This window comes from Rhizobium phaseoli (genome assembly GCF_001664385.1).
In the GTDB taxonomy this organism is placed as follows: domain Bacteria; phylum Pseudomonadota; class Alphaproteobacteria; order Rhizobiales; family Rhizobiaceae; genus Rhizobium; species Rhizobium phaseoli.
In genome coordinates this window covers 1,839,143-1,860,409 of the sequence record NZ_CP013532.1, presented here as the reverse complement: position 1 = coordinate 1,860,409, position 21,267 = coordinate 1,839,143, and the positions used below count along the sequence as shown (strand labels likewise).

Annotated in this window: 13 protein-coding genes; 5 read left to right on the top strand and 8 right to left on the bottom strand. The window is 60.3% G+C overall.

Going from position 1 to position 21,267, the window contains the following annotated elements:
- Window positions 1–411: 411 nt before the first annotated feature.
- Window positions 412–4,227 carry a vitamin B12-dependent ribonucleotide reductase gene (locus AMC88_RS09035; RefSeq protein WP_064825157.1) on the top strand — a complete coding sequence of 1,272 codons (3,816 nt, stop codon included), beginning with the start codon at window positions 412–414 and terminating at the stop codon, window positions 4,225–4,227.
- Between the two features lie 161 nt (window positions 4,228–4,388).
- On the opposite strand, the gene AMC88_RS09030 is transcribed toward AMC88_RS09035, so the two are convergent.
- The 3 genes from AMC88_RS09030 to AMC88_RS09020 form a co-directional block, all read right to left on the bottom strand.
- Window positions 4,389–4,895, bottom strand: a complete 507-nt coding sequence (locus tag AMC88_RS09030; RefSeq protein WP_064825156.1) for a DUF6998 domain-containing protein — start codon at window positions 4,893–4,895, stop codon at window positions 4,389–4,391.
- Entirely contained in the window at window positions 4,892–10,144 is a 5,253-nt protein-coding gene (locus AMC88_RS09025; RefSeq protein WP_208613671.1) for a P-loop NTPase family protein, read from the bottom strand. Before AMC88_RS09025 ends, AMC88_RS09030 begins: the two co-directional genes overlap by 4 nt.
- 260 nt (window positions 10,145–10,404) lie before the next feature.
- The gene (locus tag AMC88_RS09020; RefSeq protein ID WP_064825154.1) at window positions 10,405–11,292 is read right to left on the bottom strand and encodes a LysR family transcriptional regulator; all 888 of its coding nucleotides are present in this window, start codon (window positions 11,290–11,292) and stop codon (window positions 10,405–10,407) included.
- 143 nt (window positions 11,293–11,435) lie between these two features.
- Here AMC88_RS09020 and AMC88_RS09015 point away from each other — a divergent pair, with 143 nt between their 5' ends.
- Complete coding sequence (locus tag AMC88_RS09015) at window positions 11,436–12,536, top strand: mandelate racemase/muconate lactonizing enzyme family protein (RefSeq protein ID WP_010022659.1); 1,101 nt, start codon at window positions 11,436–11,438, stop codon at window positions 12,534–12,536.
- A gap of 14 nt (window positions 12,537–12,550) precedes the next feature.
- Window positions 12,551–13,486: an ornithine cyclodeaminase family protein gene (locus AMC88_RS09010; RefSeq protein ID WP_064825153.1), complete on the top strand. Its 936-nt coding sequence runs from the start codon at window positions 12,551–12,553 to the stop codon at window positions 13,484–13,486.
- 21 nt (window positions 13,487–13,507) lie between these two features.
- On the opposite strand, the gene AMC88_RS09005 is transcribed toward AMC88_RS09010, so the two are convergent.
- The gene (locus tag AMC88_RS09005) at window positions 13,508–14,776 is read right to left on the bottom strand and encodes a patatin-like phospholipase family protein (RefSeq protein WP_064825152.1); all 1,269 of its coding nucleotides are present in this window, start codon (window positions 14,774–14,776) and stop codon (window positions 13,508–13,510) included.
- Between the two features lie 212 nt (window positions 14,777–14,988).
- Here AMC88_RS09005 and AMC88_RS09000 point away from each other — a divergent pair, with 212 nt between their 5' ends.
- Window positions 14,989–15,897, top strand: coding sequence for a COG3904 family protein (locus AMC88_RS09000; protein ID WP_064829928.1), 909 nt, complete (start codon window positions 14,989–14,991; stop codon window positions 15,895–15,897).
- A gap of 115 nt (window positions 15,898–16,012) precedes the next feature.
- Here AMC88_RS09000 and AMC88_RS08995 read toward each other — a convergent pair whose 3' ends face one another.
- A complete protein-coding gene (locus AMC88_RS08995) occupies window positions 16,013–17,344 on the bottom strand; it encodes a COG3904 family protein (RefSeq protein WP_064825150.1) in 1,332 nt (443 codons plus the stop codon).
- Window positions 17,345–17,681: 337 nt separating this feature from the next.
- Between AMC88_RS08995 and AMC88_RS08990 the strand changes: the two genes are divergently transcribed.
- Window positions 17,682–18,152 carry an MEKHLA domain-containing protein gene (locus AMC88_RS08990; RefSeq protein WP_064825839.1) on the top strand — a complete coding sequence of 157 codons (471 nt, stop codon included), beginning with the start codon at window positions 17,682–17,684 and terminating at the stop codon, window positions 18,150–18,152.
- Between the two features lie 57 nt (window positions 18,153–18,209).
- On the opposite strand, the gene maiA is transcribed toward AMC88_RS08990, so the two are convergent.
- From maiA to hmgA, 3 genes are read right to left on the bottom strand one after another with little or no spacing between them, the layout of a single operon-like run.
- Window positions 18,210–18,842: a maleylacetoacetate isomerase gene (gene maiA / locus AMC88_RS08985; protein ID WP_064825149.1), complete on the bottom strand. Its 633-nt coding sequence runs from the start codon at window positions 18,840–18,842 to the stop codon at window positions 18,210–18,212.
- Window positions 18,839–19,864 carry a fumarylacetoacetate hydrolase family protein gene (locus tag AMC88_RS08980; RefSeq protein ID WP_064825148.1) on the bottom strand — a complete coding sequence of 342 codons (1,026 nt, stop codon included), beginning with the start codon at window positions 19,862–19,864 and terminating at the stop codon, window positions 18,839–18,841. Before AMC88_RS08980 ends, maiA begins: the two co-directional genes overlap by 4 nt.
- Window positions 19,865–19,882: 18 nt before the next feature.
- The gene (gene hmgA / locus AMC88_RS08975) at window positions 19,883–21,244 is read right to left on the bottom strand and encodes a homogentisate 1,2-dioxygenase (protein WP_064825147.1); all 1,362 of its coding nucleotides are present in this window, start codon (window positions 21,242–21,244) and stop codon (window positions 19,883–19,885) included.
- Window positions 21,245–21,267: the final 23 nt, after the last annotated feature.

Here is a 21,267-nt window from a genome sequence, read left to right as displayed (position 1 = left end):
ATGTTGTGGTTACCATTGAATTAAAAACCAGCCCTTGACGGAATCAGCAGTTTCAAACTTTACTGCTCCTGATGTTGCGGCGGCGACAGGACCGGAGGTAACGAGCCCGGTTCCCTTTGAAAAACAAGACGCAGAATCAGGGCATTGCGCCGGAATCGGTTCGGGCCCGAGGGGATCTCTGCGCAGTTTTCAGCCTCCAAAAAAAGTGACGTCGGGACTGGCGATAATAAGCTGTTAATACTATATTTAGCGTTTGCAGCCACCATCACCACAAGATACAGGAAGGACATCTCCGGATGACACCCCTGTGACAATACGGAAACGAGACTGGCTGCACGACGACAATGTGCCGCCGGATAGGAATTTTGCGCCCCGGTCGTGGGGACTGGGCGCCAACACGAGGTCAAGACCATGCGCATCGAACGTCGTTTCACGAAGGCCGGCCAAGGCGCCTATGCGGATATCGAATTCCGCAAGGCGACCAGCGAGATCAAGAACCCCGACGGTTCGATCGTGTTCCGCCTCGAGAATATCGACGTTCCCGCACAGTTCTCCCAGGTCGCGACCGACGTTCTGGCGCAGAAGTATTTCCGCAAGGCCGGCGTCCCCACCCGGCTGAAGAAGGTCGAGGAAAACGATGTTCCTTCCTTCCTGTGGCGCTCCGTTCCCGACGATGCGGCGCTGAAGGCCCTGCCGAAGGACGAACAGACCGGCTCCGAAATCGATGCGCGTCAGGTCTTCGACCGTCTCGCCGGCACCTGGACCTATTGGGGCTGGAAGGGTGGCTATTTCTCTTCGGAAGAAGATGCGGCCGCCTTCAAGGACGAGCTTGCCTATATGCTCGCCACCCAGCGCGTCGCGCCGAACTCGCCGCAGTGGTTCAACACCGGCCTGCACTGGGCCTACGGCATCGACGGTCCCGGCCAGGGCCATTTCTATGTCGACCCCTTCACCGGCAAGCTGACCAAGTCCAAGTCTGCCTACGAACATCCGCAGCCGCATGCCTGCTTCATCCAGTCTGTCGAGGACGACCTCGTCAACGAAGGCGGCATCATGGATCTCTGGGTGCGTGAAGCGCGCCTGTTCAAATACGGCTCCGGCACCGGCTCCAACTTCTCGATGCTGCGCGGCGAAGGCGAAAAGCTTTCCGGCGGTGGCCGCTCCTCCGGCCTGATGAGCTTCCTGAAGATCGGCGACCGTGCCGCCGGCGCCATCAAGTCGGGCGGCACGACGCGCCGCGCCGCCAAGATGGTGGTCGTCGATATCGACCATCCCGATATCGAGGAATACATCAACTGGAAGGTCAAGGAAGAGCAGAAGGTCGCAGCCCTCGTCACCGGCTCGAAGATCGTCGCCAGGCACCTGAAGGCGATCATGAAGGCCTGCTTCAATTGCGAAGGCGGCGATAGCGGCGATTGCTTCGACCCGGCCAAGAACCCTGCCCTGAAGCGCGAGATCCGCGCCGCCAAGAAGGACCAGGTTCCGGAGAATTACGTCCAGCGCGTCATCCAGTTCGCCCGCCAGGGCTACAAGGATCTCGAATTCAAGACCTACGACACGGACTGGGATTCGGAAGCCTACCTCACGGTATCGGGCCAGAACTCCAACAACTCCGTCTCGATCAAGGACGACTTCCTGCGCGCCGTCGAAAATGACGGCGAATGGAAGCTGACCGCCCGCAAGGACGGCCGGGTGATGAAGACGCTGAAGGCGCGCGATCTCTGGGAAACGATTTCCTACGCCGCCTGGGCCTCGGCCGATCCGGGCATCCACTTCAACACGACGATGAACGACTGGCACACCTCGCCGGCCGGCGGCCCGATCCGCGGCTCGAACCCGTGCTCGGAATACATGTTCCTCGACGACACCGCCTGCAACCTTGCCTCGCTGAACCTTCTGCAGTTCAAGGACAAGGCCACCAAGCGCATCAATATCGCCGACTACGAACATGCCGTTCGCCTGTGGACCGTCGTGCTCGAAGTCTCGGTCATGATGGCGCAGTTCCCGTCGAAGCGCATTGCCGAACTCTCCTATGAATACCGCACGCTCGGCCTCGGCTACGCCAATATCGGCGGCCTGCTGATGTCGTCGGGCATTCCCTACGACTCCGCCGAGGCCCGCGCCATCGCCGGTTCGCTAACCGCGATCATGACCGGCATCTGCTATGCGACCTCGGCCGAAATGGCTGCCGAGCTCGGCCCCTTCCCGAACTTCGCGCCGAACCGGGAGAGCATGCTCAGGGTCATTCGCAACCATCGCCGCGCCGCTCACGGCGAAACCTCCGGCTATGAGGCCCTGTCGATCGACCCGGTCGCGCTGATCCATTCGGAAAACCCGGACCAGGATCTCGTCGCCCACGCCAAATCGGCCTGGGACAAGGCGCTCGAACTCGGCGAACAGCATGGCTACCGCAATGCCCAGGTCTCGGTCATCGCGCCCACGGGCACGATCGGTCTCGTCATGGATTGCGACACGACCGGCATCGAGCCCGACTTCGCGCTCGTCAAGTTCAAGAAGCTCGCCGGCGGCGGCTACTTCAAGATCATCAACCGCGCCGTGCCCGACGCGCTGCGCACGCTCGGTTATTCCGAGAGCCAGATTGCCGAAATCGAGGCCTATGCCGTCGGCCATGGCAACCTGAACCAGGCGCCGGCGATCAACCCGTCGACGCTGAAGGCCAAGGGCCTGACCGACGAGAAGGTGGAAGCCGTCAACGCCGCGCTGAAGAGCGCCTTCGACATCAAGTTCGTCTTCAACCAGTGGACGCTCGGCGCCGACTTCCTGAAGGAGACGCTGAAGGTTTCCGACGAGCAGCTCGCCGACATGAGCTTCAGCCTGCTCGACCATATGGGCTTCTCGAAGAAGGACATCGAAGCCGCCAACATCCATGTCTGCGGTGCGATGACGCTTGAGGGCGCGCCCTTCCTGAAGACCGAGCATCTGCCGGTCTTCGATTGCGCCAATCCCTGCGGCAAGATCGGCAAGCGCTATCTCTCGGTGGAAAGCCATATCCGCATGATGGCGGCTGCCCAGCCCTTCATCTCGGGTGCAATTTCCAAGACGATCAACATGCCGAACGAGGCGACCGTCGAGGATTGCAAGAACGCCTACCTGCTCTCCTGGAAGCTCGGCCTCAAGGCCAACGCGCTCTATCGCGACGGCTCGAAGCTGTCGCAGCCGCTCAACGCCTCGCTGATCGAAGACGAGGACGACGAGGATGCGCTGGAAGAACTGCTGCAGGCGCCGGTCGCCGCCCAGGCCGTCACCATCACCGAGAAGATCATCGAGCGGGTGATCGAACGGGTTTCGCGCGAACGCGAGAAGCTGCCGAACCGCCGTCAGGGCTATACCCAGAAGGCCGCCGTCGGCGGACATAAGGTCTATCTCAGAACCGGCGAATTCGGCGACGGCCGTCTCGGCGAGATCTTCATCGACATGCACAAGGAAGGCGCTGCCTTCCGTGCGATGATGAACAATTTCGCCATCGCCATCTCGCTCGGCCTGCAATATGGCGTGCCGCTCGAGGAATATGTCGAGGCCTTCACCTTCACGAAGTTCGAGCCGGCCGGCATGGTCATCGGCAACGACGCGATCAAGAACGCCACCTCGATCCTCGACTACGTCTTCCGCGAACTGGCCGTCTCCTATCTCGGCCGTCATGACCTTGCCCATGTCGATACGTCGGATTTCTCCAACACCGCACTCGGCAAGGGCATCCAGGAAGGCAAGACCAACCTGCTGTCGACCGGCTGGACCCGCGGCTACAAGCCGACCCTGGTTTCCGGCACCGGCGGCGAACGCCAGGCGGGCGAACCCAAGGGTGCCGCCACCGCAGCCCCTGCCCGCGCCGCTTCCACCGGCACGGTCACCGCCTTTGCCGGCAGCGCTGCCCGCAAGCTGGAACCGACGGTCGCCATCTCCACCTCGGAAATCGTCGCCTTCAAGCGCGATTACGAGGAGCGCGCCAAGGAACTGGCCGAAGAGATCGCCGAAGAGGTAACCGAGGAAATCACCAGCGACGCCACCGCCCTCTTCTCCGACAAGGCGGCAGCCGATGCGGCAACGGCCAAGACCGAAGCCAAGAAGGTGGAAGCGGAACGCCGCCAGCGCTCGATCATGCAGGGCTACACCGGCAACATGTGCTCGGAGTGCCAGAACTTCACGATGGTGCGGAACGGCACTTGCGAGAAGTGCGACACGTGCGGCGCGACGAGCGGGTGCAGCTGATTGCTCTTCACTTGTCGCTGGCACGGACTTTGTCGGCTTGACGCAAACAGGTTGCAATATTCACAGCAAAAAGGGCCCAGGCGCTTCCGCGCCTGGGCTTTCAACTGGAATAAAGCAGACCGAACCCCTACCTCGCGAACTTTCTTGACGGAAGCCTCGCCTTAAATATTCCGAATCGCTAGAGAAATATCTCCATCTAGAGACGAGTCGATTATTGACAGGCGATCCTCGAGTGCGACCTGACTATTGAACCGCCTGATGCTGCTCCTTGGGACTTGCCGCTGACCCACCCACATTGCAGGCATTCTCTGCAGTGCAATGTGTTCTGGCCCATTGAAGATCACTTCTCCTCGCAGGATTGAGAAGTCGAATTCGATGAAAATCAGATGATCGGCTCTCGTCTCGACCTGTCGGAAGACCGGCCCACGGCCAGTACCCGTCGCCTTGACTTGAACGGACCGTCCATCCGGCGCGACGCCATCGATGCCTGCACCTCCTCCCGGCGTCAGATTGAGACCGAACATTTCCGCCGCCACCGCCTCCCCAATGTCGCCGACAAGCTTTCCGTCAAGGGTGAAGGCGAGCCCTGGAACAGCATAGTGGTCGCGGACTCGATTACGAGCTTGGATGAGTTCGTTAATCACGGGTGGTAAAGAGAAAATAGTCACTTGAACGACCCTACTCGCTTGATGCGCTCCTGAAGAGCAAGTGCGGTTGGGACATTTTTAGAAACCAACATCGCAGCAATATCGAGAAGAGCCTGTAGAGCCTCCGAGTTACCCCCCAATACAGCGGCGTCGGCTTGGAGGGAAGTTGCCACGAGATGCGCTAACGCTGTCCCCGTTTCATCTCGATACCAAAAACCTTCCCGCGCACGTAGCGCGGCGCTCGTCCACCGAAGACCGTCCAGGCGTAGCGGCGATCCGAACGGCGACGAAAGAAAGTAGCAGAATCTGCCGATGCATTCATCGTCTGTGGCAAGGTGCCCCCGCGCCCATTGTTCGTAGACATCTTTCATTCGCAGGGCGGCGCCGGGGGGCAATAGCTGAAGCGCCTCGACATTGCCAAATCCCAGAATATCCCCTAGAAGCCGTTCGCCGTGGAACCAAAGCCCCTTTTTGCTCCATGGCGCCGCCAACCCGTAATTCGCGATCTCTCGCCAAACGAATTGGAAAGCCGTCGGGTCATCACCCGCGCCGAGGCGTATATAGAGACCATCGATAAAATGCTGCAAAGCGTAGTGCGCCTCCGGCCCATGCTTTAACACGGACTCCCAAATCGTTCGCTGATCCTGGGTCGGCGCAGCAAGACAAAGTTCTGCGAGCTTGATCAGGATGTCATATCCAAGATTCTGGCTCGGAAGGTCGTACTCCCCGTAATCGCCGTTGCCGCGCGCTTTCGCACGAATCGCTTCAAACTCCCATATCTCCAGGGCAAGTTTGATATCCAGCGATCGATCGCCGGCTCCTGCCCCTTTCAAGAGCCATTCGAAAAGAGCTTCTAGAAAATCGGTGTCGAGTGAGATGTCGGGCGGCCGATCAGACCTTCCAAACCACCGCCGATCGCCCGCAGAAGACGCACGCTGACGCCGCTGGTATTCGAGACGTCCATACGCGTGCGCAACGCGCTGAAGGTGAATGTCCTCCCACGTTGCCAATCTTCCTCGCAAGGGATAACGCCGCAGTCGCTCCAGCCAACGCTCCCAATTCCTGGTTGCCCCCTCTTCCTCGTCTCCTCGTGGAGCCAGCAGCGCCAAACCCGACCAAAGCACGCCCGCGCACAACAAACGCCACCACGAAGGCCCGAGTTCCGCCCGATTATCGAAGGTGATCCGAACGACCGTCGATGCAGCCTGTTTATCCCCGCTGGTGAGGAGCCGCAGAATGACCTGTTCCCATTCCGACGTCGCGTCTGCACCGATCATCCAAAGATGCACCGCGGCATAGGCCACGAACCGTAAGCCGTCGTGCACTCCGTAGAAGCGACCTTCACGAACAGTGCTTCCTGTTGAGGGAATTTCAGACACTGCGATTCTAACTAGCGTTTCGGCTTTCGAGCTTACGTCGGAATTGCGGTCAAGCCATGCACCACCGAGGACCATAAGGGTAGCGGCTGCGGCGAGTTTTACTGTCGACGACGAGTCATCTTCGGCGTCGCCCTCAGTTACCTTCAAAAGCTGACCTAGATACTCCGCCTCCTTATCCTCGAGCGGCACTTTCGTCTGCAACCGCTCCTCACACCGATCAGGAAATACAAAGTCCCTAAGAGGTGGCTGCCGACCTTCCTGTAATGCTCGGATTTCTTGAATCAGCTCCTCCGGATGGATAAGGCGGAGGCTCTCTACACCGGTTTCTGGATCCGTGAACGACTGATAGTTTTCGCGCGTCAAGGCCACGGCAATCACTTTGACATCTAAAGCCTTACGTGGATCTTCGGGAATGCTCCAAGTGGAAATCGTTGATCGCAAGCCGCGAGCGAATTCATCATCGGTTTTCAAAAGATCCACGACGACATCGATCAGCTCCAGCCCTCGGTGAGCTGCAAACGCCCAATCGCGAGCCAGATTGAATACTACTTCTCCTTCTCGAGACCAGACCGGTGCAGCAAACTCGCCGCGCGTGTTCGACATGCGGGCACTATCCCAACGGAAGATATCAGGAGACGACAACAGCGGAGCAAGCGGTCCCCTCAGTAGCATCGGCTTATGCTTTGCTACGTTCACGAGAACGCTGATAAGTGCGGCCGAATTCCCATCACGAAGAATCGTCTCGATCGCCCGGTCAACGTCCCCTCCGATGTCCAGCCGTGACGTCACCCAACGCTCAAGGGCGTCGAGCGCACAATAAAGATGACCGTTTTGCATCGAGCTTGATTGAACCCAATTGAATACCGGCCAAGTTCCCGAGAAGCTTTTTCTCGAACCATCGGCGAGAGCTAGGTCCACGGCCAGGTTGTCTCCAACTACCCCGTGCAGCCATCGCTCTGTGCAGAAATTCACGAGGGCGATGAGCGCGCTGAGCGCTGGGTCAGGCGCGATGTGCAAGAAAGGAAAGAAGGGACTTTTCCAATAGGCAACGGGATAAGCATCTCTCGCGAAATTGAGCCCCAATTCCGCCCTGAGCCCGCTTGATCCATCCGTGTCGAAGGGCTCGTCCTCGATCAAAAGGGCGAGGAGAACCTCCGATGCGACGTTTGGATCCGCTTTCATCAGCGGTTGAAGGCCGCCTTCAGATAAGCAGGCCGTTCTAAAATCCATGTCGACTCTGCGATTTGCTCCCAACGGCCAGGGAGGAAGACGCTGTCGAAACGAAGGAATCGAGAACGACGCCCGACGTCTTGCCTCGAAATCCGCCCTGTATTCGGTGTCCGATTCCAGCCGCTCGCGGTGGATTTCGGCCTCTTTCCGCTTCGCTTCCTCCACCTGCTTTTTGACCTCGAGATCAATTGGTCTTCGCCCGGCGAGTTCCAGTGCCCAGTTGCCGATCTCGACCGGAAGATCCCCAGCCGCAGACAAGGGAGCTGTATAAAGCAACTGATCACGAATCAGGTAGATGACGCCCCTGCCCTTTTCGACCTGGACCGTTCGCGCCATGTCCAAAGCGATCTCCGCCAGTTCCCGTCGAAAGGGAAATGGCGAGCCGTCTGACAACGTTCTCGGAGTACCGATGAGCCACGTTTGAATGATCTTCGCGAGCGCCGTCGATACGAGGTCATTCAGGCGCCTGCGATGCGCCGTCAGAAACTGAAGAACCGCTGGCCATCGAGCAATGACGACCGACCGAAAGCGACTCTCCATATAGAGGCTCAGTGCTCCGCCTGCGTTTCCGCCCGCAGTTGGAACAGTCGCGATGTGGTGAAAGCGGACCAGCATGCGATCAAGACGTGTGGCTCGGTCAGCTAGGAGGAGGTCAATGCGTTGCGTGAGGAATTCTGCGGCGTTTGGATCCAGACATAGCGCGTCCAGGAGGATGTCGGCGGCAAGATCGTTTCCTGCAGACTCCGCCGCACCGTAGGCCGCATCCCACTCCGTTCCGGTCTCGGTCGGCTCGCGAAGGAGGAACTGGCCCAACATGCGCAGCGCATTGGTCCAGAGCGGATTCTGAGACAATTCTACCCACTGTGGGGTGTCCCTAGCAATTTGCTTCAGGAACTGGAAGCGTGCCCAGTCTGCCGCGAGATCATGTTCGAACTCGATGCGGTTGGTTCTCTGGTTCTTCCGGAGAGGAAGCTCGGTTGGACGCCCGGTGAGGATCATCGCGTCAGACGATTCAAAATCCGTCAGCGCGAAACTTCGTTCAAACGAAGCCTCCCGCTCAGCAAGCCTCATCACAAAAGCCTGCACGTCCTCTCGATCATGAGTCCAATACTTCCACAGTTTATCAGCTATCTCCGTATGCGTCGTCAACGTGCCCGCGTTTCCTCGCAGGGCGTTGCCGGCCTTGAGGACCCATCCGAGAGTGCGAAGATTCGTTAGAGCCGCGATGGTGTCGTCATGCCCAGCCAACCAGCCAAGCGTCGGAGACGGTAGCAATGCCATCTTCACCTCGCCGCCCTTGAGAGGACCGACTTCTAGAAGACCTGCGGTACGCTCGCCGACCATAGCCGCTTCAGTTTCGGCTAAGCTCTGTGGCTGTGTGATGACAACGATGCGCCAAGGACCAACCTCAGAAGATTCTCCCTCTGCAAGAATTGCATCGAAGATCTTCCTGCGAATTACCGGAAACTCAGATGCTTCAATGCGCTCTGCGGAATCAATAACAAGAACATTTTCCGCTTGAACCGTTGCGTTCAGCACTTTCGAAAGCTCATGTCTCAGCGGAAGCATATGGCGGCGTGCTGCGCTAAGAGCGAGCTTGAGGTCTTCCGCGTCAAGCCAGACCTGCTTGAGGGCTTCGAACGCGCTGTCGAGAACAGACTTCACCAAGGCGGACTTGCCAGAGCCAGATTCGCCGACCACAACCGTGATAGCGCTTTGTTCGATCGACGTTCGAACCCGCTCTGCTTCCGCGGCTCGAGGAACGGCTAAGCCTCCGGGCAGTTCAGTCTCTACCCGATCTCTGCGGTCATTGGTAATGTCTGAAAGCGTCTTCCAGTCGCTTTCAAAGTCCGGATGATGGCGAAATTGGAAAGAGACTCTCAAGCGCGACAGTAGCTGTTGGATCGTGATCGTGCCACTCTGGAGTCGCACTTCCTTCGCTATGTTCGTAAGATGTTCCCAGAGGTTCCCCGCTTCGGCGCTGTCGCCAGATAGTAACAACCGACGGCACTGGGCGATTGCCTGGTTCTTCGTCTCGGAATGATCCAATTGAAGATCAAGGGGAATAACGTGAAGACGTCGAATAAGGTTGATGGTCTCCTCGTCGGTCGCGGTCGGAATGCCCCCCGGATTTCGAACGCTTTCGAACACTCGAGCCTGCTTTGGGCTACTGCGAATTCTGCTCATGGAGAGTTTTGAGTCCGAACCGATGCATGCATTTTTGACTTCGCGCCATGTCGCATCGAAAATTGGATGGGCTCCCAGCGTCACCAAAGCCAATCCATCGCTATCACGGTCAAACGGACCATCGTTCTTTCGCCACTGAACCCACGCTCGTGTCACGAAATCTTCAGGGAGGCCCGTCGCACTTACTTGAACATTTCCCTTCGCGGAAATAGCCAGCCGTCTCGATCTATCGTCTGCGAGCGATGTGAGCAGCAGGTCGTCAATATGCCAGCCGAGAGTCGAGACCTGGGTTTGTAGCTGTGTAGCTACCCCTCCTGGCCCAGGCATTTGTTCTCCGACCAATGCCTTTACCAATTGCCATGCGCTAATCTGATCCTCGAAGTCGAAACCGGCGCCGCTGGTTGATCGAAGCGTAGCGGCTGTTTGTCTTCTAGCGGCTGCGGCCTTCTTGGGTGCCTTCTTAGATTCCGACACGGATCTCTCTCTGATCGGTTGTATGCTGCATGATACGATGCGCACGGTGATATTCGATCAGATTCTAACAGAACTCGCCAATCTGTTTGTCTGTCCGTTGAAGTTGCGCTCATGTTTATCGCAGTTCGGTTAGGAGGGTAGATCATCTGTAATTCGGTTAAGGATCAAACCCGCCGCTATGGTGCGGTAACGCGAAATATTTTTCGGCAACCCGCTAAAGCCCGGTGATCGATACAGTGACGGGACGCGACCGGGAACAATCACACCATGCCACCAGCGATCTGACGCAGTCCGTTGGCGACGGCGATGACAGCTCTGTCGTTGCGGCTTTCCGGCAGCATCCAGGCCGTGATTGAAAGTCCGAGCGGCACGGGGCGGGCGAAGGGCGCGACGAGGGCGCCGCTGTTCAGGTGGGGTTGCACCAGCGATTGCCGTCCCATCAGGACGCCTGCGCCTGATAAAGCTTCCTGCACGGCAACTGCATAGAGCGAGAAGCCGGGCCCGGTCGGGATCACCGGGCTGTCGGGCATGGCGGAAGCGGCCCAGATCCGCCAGTCCTGCCAGACCACATCGGAGATGCAGTTGACCGTTGCAAGATCGGCGGGGTCGGCGAGCGCTTCGGCCAATCCAGGGATGCAGACCGGCAGCAGCTGTTCATCCCACAAGGTGATCTTGTCCGGGCCGGGCTCGGCATAGAATAGGCACAGATCGAAGGGCGTGCGCTTGAGATCCGGCGGTTCTTCGAGCGCGGTGACCGAGATATCCACGTCGCGCAGCGCGGCGCGCAGATGCAGCAGGCGCGGCGCCACCCACAGCTGGGCGAGCGCCGGCGAGGTGACGATATGGACTTTGCGCGGGGCCGCATGACGCCGCAGTTCGCGCACCGCACCACCGAGCGCATCGAAGGCGGCGCTGAAGCGGGGGGCGACGCGCTGTCCCAATGCAGTCAGGGTGACGCCCCTCGCCTGGCGGTGAAACAGCTCGGCGCCGAATTCGGCCTCCAGCGCCTTGATCTGCGCCGCCACCGCCCCTGGAGTCACCATCAGCTCATCGGCAGCACGGCGAAAACTGCCGAGCCGGGCGGCGGCCTCAAAGGCGCGCAGCGCATTCAGCGAAGGCAATCTGTCGAACGGCGGCGAAATAGACATGGGGTGAGGCCTAGATTTTCTGACCCTTCTATCGCCGAAAACTGGTTTGTCGCAAGTCCGCCTGCATGAAATCGTAGCTCATGCAGCAACCAAGTCGCGCTGCCTCAAGCAGGAAGCGACGTTCAGCAGGGATGATGACAGCCATGAAGATTTCTGCCATCGAGCTTTACGAATACGACCTGACTTACTCCCATGGAACCTATGTGATGTCCAAGGGCCGATCGGCGAAACAGCAGCCGTCCAATCTGGTGCGCGTCATTACCGACAGCGGCATTGAAGGCTGGGGCGAGGCCGCGACGCTTTCCGGCAATTATCTGCCGGTCTTTGCCGGCAGCACGCGTGCGGCGCTGCGCGAGCTCGCGCCGCTGCTGATCGGGCAGGATCCGCGTGGAAGTACGCATCTGCAGCGGCTGATGTCCAGTCTCCTGATGGGTCAAGCCAATGCCAAGAACGCTTTCGACGTGGCCTGCTGGGATATTTTCGGCAAATCCGTCGATCTGCCGATCTCGGCGTTGATCGGCGGCGTGCTCAGCACCGAGCTGCCGATCTTCGAGGCCGTGCCGCTGTCCTCGACCGAGGAAAGCCTCGACTATATCGGCAAGCGCAGCGCCCAGGGCATCATGCGCTACCAGATCAAGATCGGCGACGACCCGGTGAAGGATGCCGCCCGTGCGCGGGCCATCGTCAAGGCCTTCCCCGATATCTTCTTCTTCGTCGATGCGAATGCCGGATATACGCTGCTCGAAGCCCAGATCGCCATGCGCGCGCTTGACGATACGAACCTCTATGTCGAGCAGCCCTGCCGGGACATCGCCGATTGCGCCATGCTGCGCAAGATTAGCGGGCTGCCGATCGTGCTGGATGAAGCGGTCCTCACCCATGCCGATCTCTATCGCGCCAAATACGAGGTGAGCGCGGCTGCGGTCAACATCAAGCTGGGCCGTCTCGGCGGCATTACGCCGGCGGTTGCCATGCGCAACGCGGCGCAGGATCTCGGCATGCATTTCTGCATCGAGGACGTCTGGGGCGGCGACGTGACGGCAGCGGCGGTGTCGCATGTGGCGGCCAGCGCCTTCCCGGAAAATCTGATGCACACCTCGTTCTTCAACGATTGGACGAACGAGCATGTGGCCGGCTATCAGCCGCGCAGCCGCAACGGCCGTGGTGCGGCGCCGACCGGACCCGGTCTCGGCATCACGGTCGACCGCTCGCTGCTCGGCGCGCCGGTGGCCAGCTTTTCCTGATGGAGGCCACGCCCATGCTCCCTGCTCTGCTGACCTATGAAGCAAGCATATCGAAGCTGAGCTGGCCCGGGGCGGTCGATGCCTTGCGCCGCGGCCATCAGCGGCCTCGGCCCGAGCAGGGAGACCTGCTGCTCGGCTCGGACGATGCACGGCTGCTGAACCGCGCCGCCCGGATCGAAGGTCTCGGCTTTGCAGTGAAGGCAGACAGCGTCTTTCCCGGCAATGCGCAAAAAGGACTGCCCTCGGTTCAAGGGGCGGTCCTGCTGTTCGACGCGGATTGCGGGGCTGTGCGGGCCGTCATCGATAGCCGGCTCGTCACGCATTACAAGACGGCGGCAGATTCCCTGCTCGGCGCGCAGTGCCTGGCGCGCGCTGGCAGCCGCCATCTGGTGATCCTGGGGGCCGGCGCCGTCGCCGGCACTCTGGCGCGGGCCTATGACGCCGCCTTTCCCGATATCGAGCGCATCTCGATCTGGTCGCGACGCCCGGAACAGGCCGAGGCGCTGGCCGCCACACTTGGCGATCTGCGCGCTAAGGTCACCGCCGTTGCCGATGTGGCAGAAGCGGTTCGGGCCGCCGATATCGTTTCGTCAGCGACCATGGCCCGCTCGCCGATCCTTCGGGGCGAATGGGTTCGCCCCGGCACGCATGTCGATCTGATCGGCGCCTTTACGCCCGATATGCGCGAGGCGGATGACGCGCTGATCGCCGCCGGGCTCGTCTATGTGGATTTCATGGAGACGGTGATGGACCGGATCGGCGAGATCATGCAGCCGATCGTTTCCGGCGCCATCGAACGGTCGCATATCAGGGGAGATCTCTACGATCTCGTGGCAGCGGGCACGACAAGCCGCCAATCCGACGATCAGATCACCGTCTTCAAGAATGGCGGCGGCGCGCATCTCGATCTGATGATGGCGAGCTACGTCGTCGATGCGGTCAATGCGTAGGTCTGCAGCGCAGATGGCGGTTTAAGTCGGCAGGAAGCCGAACAGACGCTTGCTTACGCTCGCCGCCCAGGAGGGCTTCACCGTCCCTGGCGACAACAGCGGCCCGGGCGATGGCGCCAGCGGCGATCGATAGAAGCGATTGAGCATCGCGTCGCAGACATAGTGTCCCCAATTCGTCAGATACTCTGTTTCCCTGGCGCCGAGGAAGTGAAGATAGGTGCCGACGTCGGAGGGAACGACCGAAGATGGCGGGAGCCTGTAAGAAGCATAGAGCGCGAGTTCGGCGTCCCTATTGTCGATCGACCAATAGACGCCGTGCGTTTTTGCGCGCAAAGCCGATTTCGAGGGCGCGTCGAGACCGAGCAGATCAGCCTGTTTTGCGGCCTTGAAGCCGCCGATCAGGTCTCGCCGCCTGAGCGCCCTCACCTGATTGTCGGTGGTGTCGAGCACGCGCTTGAGCTGGCTCAGATAGTTCCAATATCCGCGGGTGGAGGAACGCCAAGGAGCGCCGGCGTCGCTGACGAACAGGCAGTCGCAGCGTTTCAGCGCCGGCTCGATGCCGTGATTGTCGTAAACGCCGCCATCGCTCAGGATTGCCCTGCCGGGAGCAACCGCTTCGCCAACGGTGTCGTCGAGTTTTTCCCTCTCCCAGGAAAATTGCGACAGATCCAATCGCAGCGGTGACAGCACCGGCGGGAATGCCGCCGAGGCGGCAACCGCGGTTGCAAGCGACAATGCCGGTTGAAACGACACGCCGATCCGGTAATCGGCGATATAGCGATTGGACATGCGGAAGAGCGAACCGGTGCTGAGATTGCTGGCGCAGAAGACGAACCATGGCGTTTCAGGCAGATCTTTCAGGCTTGGCGACTTTCCGTCGAACAGATGTCGTTCGTAGAGTTTGGCGGCTTCCTCCGCCGCACTCGAGAAGGGATTGAACACGCCATTCAGGAAGCTTGGCCCATCCGCAAAGACCTGGCTGAAGGCCAGAATGCGATCGACATATTCCGTCTTGAAGTTGACGGCGACGTCATTCTCAAAGACCAGCCGCGGCCATACATAGGCGAGCAGGCCGGAGGCGATCGATCCGCCCGATACCGACGAGATCATATCGAGCTTCGCCAGAAGACCGGCCTCGTTCAGTCTTGCAAGCGATCCCGCATGGAAAAGCATGGCCCGATAGCCGCCGCCCGAAAGACAGAGGCCGAGTTGGTAGCGTTCGGCCGGCTTCTCGGGTTCGTCGGATCCAGACAGGGCGCTATTTTCCTCGATATGCTGGTCTTCTGACATGCTCTGTCGTATCACGTTAAGAAGGATGGCGACATTCGCTGTATATCAGATGGAGACCCGCGCGAAGAAATGTCATAGCGGGCTTGCCACGAGATCGGCGTCCGTCCTCTTTCACTTCAATCCACGGGCCAAGCCCTCTGCAGGGTTGCAGGATCAGTCTTGCAAAACATCCTTCGCGATGTTCAATAACACCAGCGAAAGTGGGGGAATCGATGCGTCACATCGTGGCTGGGTTGTTGTTTCTATGCGCGTTTCCTCTGTCTGCGGCAGAGATCACGCGAGAGCCGTTGGAAGGTGACACGGACTTGATCTCGGTCACGGGCGTCTTGAACGACGGTGACGAAATCGTCTTCAGAAACTTGGCCGCCGCCTCCAGCAAGGCCCTTGTGTTTCTGAACAGCGAGGGCGGGGATCTCAAAGCCGGAATCGAGATCGGGCGGGCCATCCGCCTTCGAGGCTTTGCCACGGCTACCCCGCCGGGGACCTTGTGCGCGTCAGCCTGCGCCCTCACCTGGCTTGCCGGGTCGCAGCGGTTTCTTCAGCCCGAATCCAATATCGGCTTCCATGCCGCCTATCGCGTGGTGGACGGCAAGGCCAGCGAGAGCGGCGTCGCCAATGCACTGGTCGGGGCCTACCTCAACCAGCTGGGGTTATCCGACACCGCCATCGCCTACGTGACGTCGGCACCGCCTGAAGGCATCGCGTGGCTGACCGCCGCCAAGGCGCAGGCCGTGGGCATCACCTACGACGCGATTGACGAGGACGGACCGGATCCGGCGTCCGAGGCGGGCAAGACGTTTCCGCACGATCCTATGGCCGCGGTGACGGCCTTCTACTCTGCGCTCGCAGCAGCCGATGGTGAAACCGCCTCGGCGCTGGTCATTCCGGAAAAGCGTGGTCAGGGGCCCTTTAATGAAGCGTCGATCCACGCCTTCTTCGGCGCGATGTCTCAACCGCTCAAACTGACGGGCACGACGCTGCGCGGCAGTGATGATGTCCGGGTTTCCTACGAATACGTCACCAATGAGGGCCGTCGCTGCAAAGGTCGCGCCGACGTCCAGACCACCTACGTGTTTGGCAAGACCCTGGTTTCCAGGATCAAGGCGCTTGACGGCTGCTAGCGCATCGGCCCGAAAATCGGAACGATTTTCGGGAAAGGAGGATGTGTACATTGAAAGTGTTAGAGATGCCGCTTGCCCAGACAACTGCCGCACCCTATCGGCGGACCGGCGATATCTACTTGCCATACCTCATGGAGTTGGCATCGCATTTGTGCCACGCCCAGTCCATTCCGGCTTCGCCGTCATGGCCGTAGCACCAGTCAACGCGATCAAGCAGCGGACCAAGCGCGTCGCGCCGTTTGCAGGCGCGCTCCGTCGCGATGCCGTAACGATCGGTGCTGCCGCGGCAGATGTCGTCCAGTCCTATCCATTGATTGATCAACCGATCCGGCGCCTTGGCTCCTTTGTCCGTGGCGAGCACCTTTCCGGTCTCGGACTCGATCTGCAGAGAGGCCGTGTTCCACACGAAAGAGAACTCCGCCATCCCCGAGGACGTCTTACCCGTGCTCTTGTTTCGGGCAAACCACTCGACAATTCCGGACATTTCGCATTTTCCGGCACAGCTCGCAGTCACGGAGCCGGGTTTGACGCTGTATATGCGCTCCGGCCAGCGTTGGGCGAAGGCTGCCTTTTCCTTCAGGACCGCGTCTTTGGCAACCGAGTTTCCGAAGAAGGAGACCTCGTCCGCATAGACGCCGTTCATGAAGGCCAACGCCGAGGCACTGTCTTTCGACCATTCGTCATTGTATCGGTTGACGAAATCAATCGCCTCCGTGGTCAGGTCGCCGGGTTCGGATGCGCTGGCCTCCTCGGAATCGCTCGAGTCTGACGGCATGTCGGCGGGTGTTGCGCTCACCTCAGGTGCCGGGTCCTGAGGTGGCGGCGCGCTTTCCTGTGGCGAGGGCATGTCCTCAGGCGTGTTGATGTTCCAGTTCCGCATTTCCGCGGCGGTGAGATACCTGATGTCGGTGCTGTCGATCGACAGGCTGAGCTGCAGCAGATTGGGGCTTACCCCCATGTCGGTAAGATAGCCGATGATCTCGCCGGTCATCAATTGAACGGTCGAGACTGCCAATTTGTTGTCCATGGGGACATCGTCGGATAGGGAAATCCGATGCACGCCGATGGAACCCGGCTCGGCAAACCTTTCAACGCCACCGACGAAGGCGAAGGCGCAGGCCGATGCACATTCCATGGCTCTGATCTGAAGCGTTTTTGCATTCAGCGCGCGAAGAGCCCGGCCGAACCTGATCGCAGCGACCACGTTTCCGCCGGGCGAGTCAAAGCTGATGTAGTCCGGATGGTACTGCGTATATTCGTCGACAAGCGTCATCGGATCGTCGGAGAATTCGAACACGCCCTTTATCACCAGACCACGCTCTCCCGAGGCGCCGTCCAGACGTTGGTAGGAAATTGCCGCATGCCCCTCTCCGGCCATGGCGACGAACGCCAGCAACATTCCTATCAACGAGACGGATTTCCCCATTCTTCCCCAGCCCTCGAGCACCTGTACCTCTCCTGTCGTCATTCGCAGCATAGCTTGCGAAAGGTATAGCCGGATGACGAAATCACCTGCCCCCGTGAATCCCGGCCGTCCGCGCCCAGCCGACGCCGATTACGGTCTGAAGAACAATGGCTTCACAGAGAATATTGATGGCGACCCCGGCAGCTTAAGATCAATGCATAACGGGCGATCTTCTGGCAAGCGTCACAATCAGAAGTATTGAGACAAGGTAAATGCTGGTGCTGGCCGGGAAGGATAGCGGTTCACAAGGCATCATAGACGTGTGCAATGAATATCGGCTATGTCGCCTGCACCGAAGCATCTGACAGCGAGGCAGTTCGTGACTTCTCCCTATGACAATCACGCCCTCGACCTGGCGAGCGACGCCGATTTCTTCTCCCTGCTCACCGGAAGCCACAAGCGCATCGTCGGCCGTCACCTTGTCCAGGACGGACAGGGGCCGGACTGGCTTTACCACCATGCGCCTTTCGTGGTCCTCGCCCACAATACCGAACCCGACCCGCGCTTCATCTACGCGAACAGGACGGCGCAGAGCTGTTTCGAATACGGCTGGGACGAATTCACCTCGCTGCCGTCGCGGCTTTCGGCCGAGCAGCCGGACCGCGCCGAGCGTCAGCGGCTGCTGGATAGCGTGACCCGCGATGGGTTTGTCGAGAATGGCCGCGGCATCAGGATCGCCAAATCGGGACGCCGTTTCTGGATCGAGAACGTGACCGTCTGGCAGCTTATCGATGAAGCGGGCAAGCGGCTGGGCCAGGCTGCGACGTTCCCTTCGTGGCGGGACGCGTAGGCTCTCCGTCCAATCGCCGGCCTCATCAGCCTGATGCGTTGTCCCCGGGCGGTGACGTCACGGCTTTACGCGGTCGGGATGCGCGGCCTGGAAGGCCGGCAGTTCGGCGCATCTGGCGTCGATATCGACGATGCGCTTGAGATGCGTGATGTCAACGCCCCAGCGGCGGGCGTTGTAGACCTGCGGGACAAGGCAGAGGTCGGCCATCGTCGGCGTATCGCCGAAGCTGAAGGCTCCGCCGGCGCCATCGATCATCGCCTCCAGTTTGCCAAGTCCGTCGGCGATGAAATGCTGCATCCATTCCTCGCGGGCGTCGGCCTTGTCAGTCATGGTCATGAGATGCGTCACGACATGCAGGTTGCAGATCGGATGGATGTCCATGGCGACCGCATAGGCCAGCGCCCGCACATTCTGGCGGCCGGCGCTGTCTCCTGGCAGCAATCCATATTGCGGCCGCAGCTCGGCCAGATATTCGATGATGGCAAGCGACTGGGTCAGAACCTGTCCATCGATCACCAGGGTCGGCACCAGCGCCTGCGGGTTGAGCGCGAGATAGTCCGGCGCCCTCTGCGCGCCCTCCAGCAGATTGACCGGCGCCGTCCTGTAGTCGATGCCAAGCAGGTTGAGCGCGATGCGGACACGATAGCTCGCCGACGATCTCCAATAGTCGTAAAGAACGACCTCGTTCATTGCTGCCCCGCTCCTCCATAGCGCTCGACGGTCTGCTCGATTGCCCCGAAGATCGAATGGCCGGCACGATCCTTCATCTCGATGCGGACCTGATCGCCGAACCGCATGAAGGGCGTTTTCGGCGCGCCGGTTTCGATCGTCTCGATCATCCGGATCTCGGCGATGCAGGAATAGCCGTCGCCGCCGTCTTCGACCGGCCGGCCCGGGCCGCCGTCCCGCTTGTTGGACACCGTTCCCGAGCCGATAATCGTTCCGGCCGTCAGACTGCGGGTTTTGGCGGCATGGGCGATCAGCTGGCCGAAATCGAACGTCATGTCGATGCCGGCATTGGCCTTGCCGAAAGGCTTGCCGTTCAGGCTGACGAGCAGCGGCAGATGCAGCCGGCCGCCATCCCAAGCGTCGCCAAGCTCGTCCGGCGTCACCGCCACAGGCGAAAAGGCCGAAGCCGGTTTGGACTGGAAGAAACCGAACCCCTTGGCCAGCTCGTCGGGGATGAGACCACGCAGCGACACGTCGTTGACGAGCATCACCAGACGGATGGCGCCGCGGGCGGCCTCCGGGTCCGCCCCCATGGCAACGTCGCCGATAATGACGGCGACCTCGCCCTCCATGTCGATCCCATAAGCCTCGTCGGCCGCGACGATCGGATCGCGCGGGGCGAGGAAGGCATCCGAGCCGCCCTGATACATCAGCGGATCGGTCCAGAAGCTTGCCGGCATCTCGGCGCCGCGGGCCTTGCGCACCAGTTCGACATGGTTGACGTAAGCGGAACCGTCGGCCCATTGATAGGCTCGCGGCAAAGGTGACGTAGCGTCATGCTCGTGAAAGCGCAGCGTCGGCTGGGCTCCGGCCTCGATGCCTTCAGCAATCAGCGCAAGTCTCGGCGCCACATGCTCCCAGTCGTCGAGCGCTGCCTGCAGCGTGCGGGCGATATGACCGACTTCGGAGCAGCGAGTCAGGTCGCGGGACACGACGACGAGGCGGCCGTCCCTGGTGGAGTCCTTCAAGGTCGCAAGTTTCATATGCCAATTCCGATGCTATCACTTGATACCGGGGGTTCCGTCGAACTTGCGTTCCAAGCCGTCCCAGCACTCGAGGTAATCCTCCTGCAGCGTTTCGAGCTCGGCGGCGTATTTCGTCAGCTGTTGCGGATATCGGGTCTCGAACATGAAGGCCATGGTGTGATCGAGCTTCACCGGTTTGAGCTCGGCATTGGCTGCCTTTTCGAAGGCGAGCGCATCCGGCCCGTGGGGAAGCATCATATTGTGCAGGCTCATGCCGCCCGGCACGAAGCCCTCCTCCTTGGCGTCATACTGGCCGTGGATCAGGCCCATGAACTCGCTCATGATGTTGCGGTGATACCAGGGCGGACGGAAGCTGTGCTCGGCGACCAGCCAGCGCGGCGGAAAGATCACGAAATCGACATTGGCGGTGCCGGCATCTTCGGTCGGCGCCGTCAGCACCGAGAAAATCGACGGATCGGGGTGATCGAAGCGGATGGCGCCGACCGGCGAAAATGTCCTGAGGTCGTATTTGAACGGAGCATAATTGCCGTGCCAGGCCACGACATCGAGCGGCGAGTGGCCGATCTCGGTGACATAGAATTTTCCGCACCACTTCACATGGACACGGCACGGCGTTTCCTTGTCCTCGAAGGCGGCCACAGGCGTCTTGAAATCGCGCGGGTTCGCCAGGCAATTGGCGCCGATCGGGCCGCGGTCCGGCAGCGTGAATTTGGCGCCGTAGTTTTCGCATATATAACCGCGCCAGACCGGCTGCTCGCCGATCCTGAGGATCTTGAACATCATGCCGCGGGGGATGAGGCATATTTCCAGCGGCTCGACATCCATGATGCCCATTTCGGTGAACACCCGGATGGCGCCGAGCTGCGGCACGATCAGCAGTTCGCCATCGGCGTCGAAGAAGTAATCGTCGACCATGTCCTCGTTGAAGACATAGGCATGGGCCGACATGCCGACCTGGGTCACGGCATCGCCCGCCGTCGTGATCGTCCGCACCCCTTCCAGAAAATTCAGCCTCTCCTTAGGCTCCGGGATCGGATCCCAGCGAAGCTGGCCGAGCGGCAGCGAATGTTCGTCGAGGCACGGCGCGGTCTTCCAGAGCGGGTAGGAAGCGTTGGAGAAGCGGCGGGTGTGACGCACGCTCGGACGGATGCGGTAAAGCCAGGACCTTTCGTTCGTGCCGCGCGGCGCGGTGAAGGGCGAGCCGGAAAGCTGCTCGGCATAAAGACCGTAATTGCATTTCTGCGGGCTGTTTTGCCCCTGCGGCAAGGCGCCGGGAAGCGACTCGGTTTCGAAGTCGTTGCCGAAGCCCGGCATGTATTTCAGTCTGTCTGCAGCCGCGGCTTCGCCGTCGACCGTCTGGATCGATGTCTGGTCCATGCTCAACTCCTCCCATCACTCTC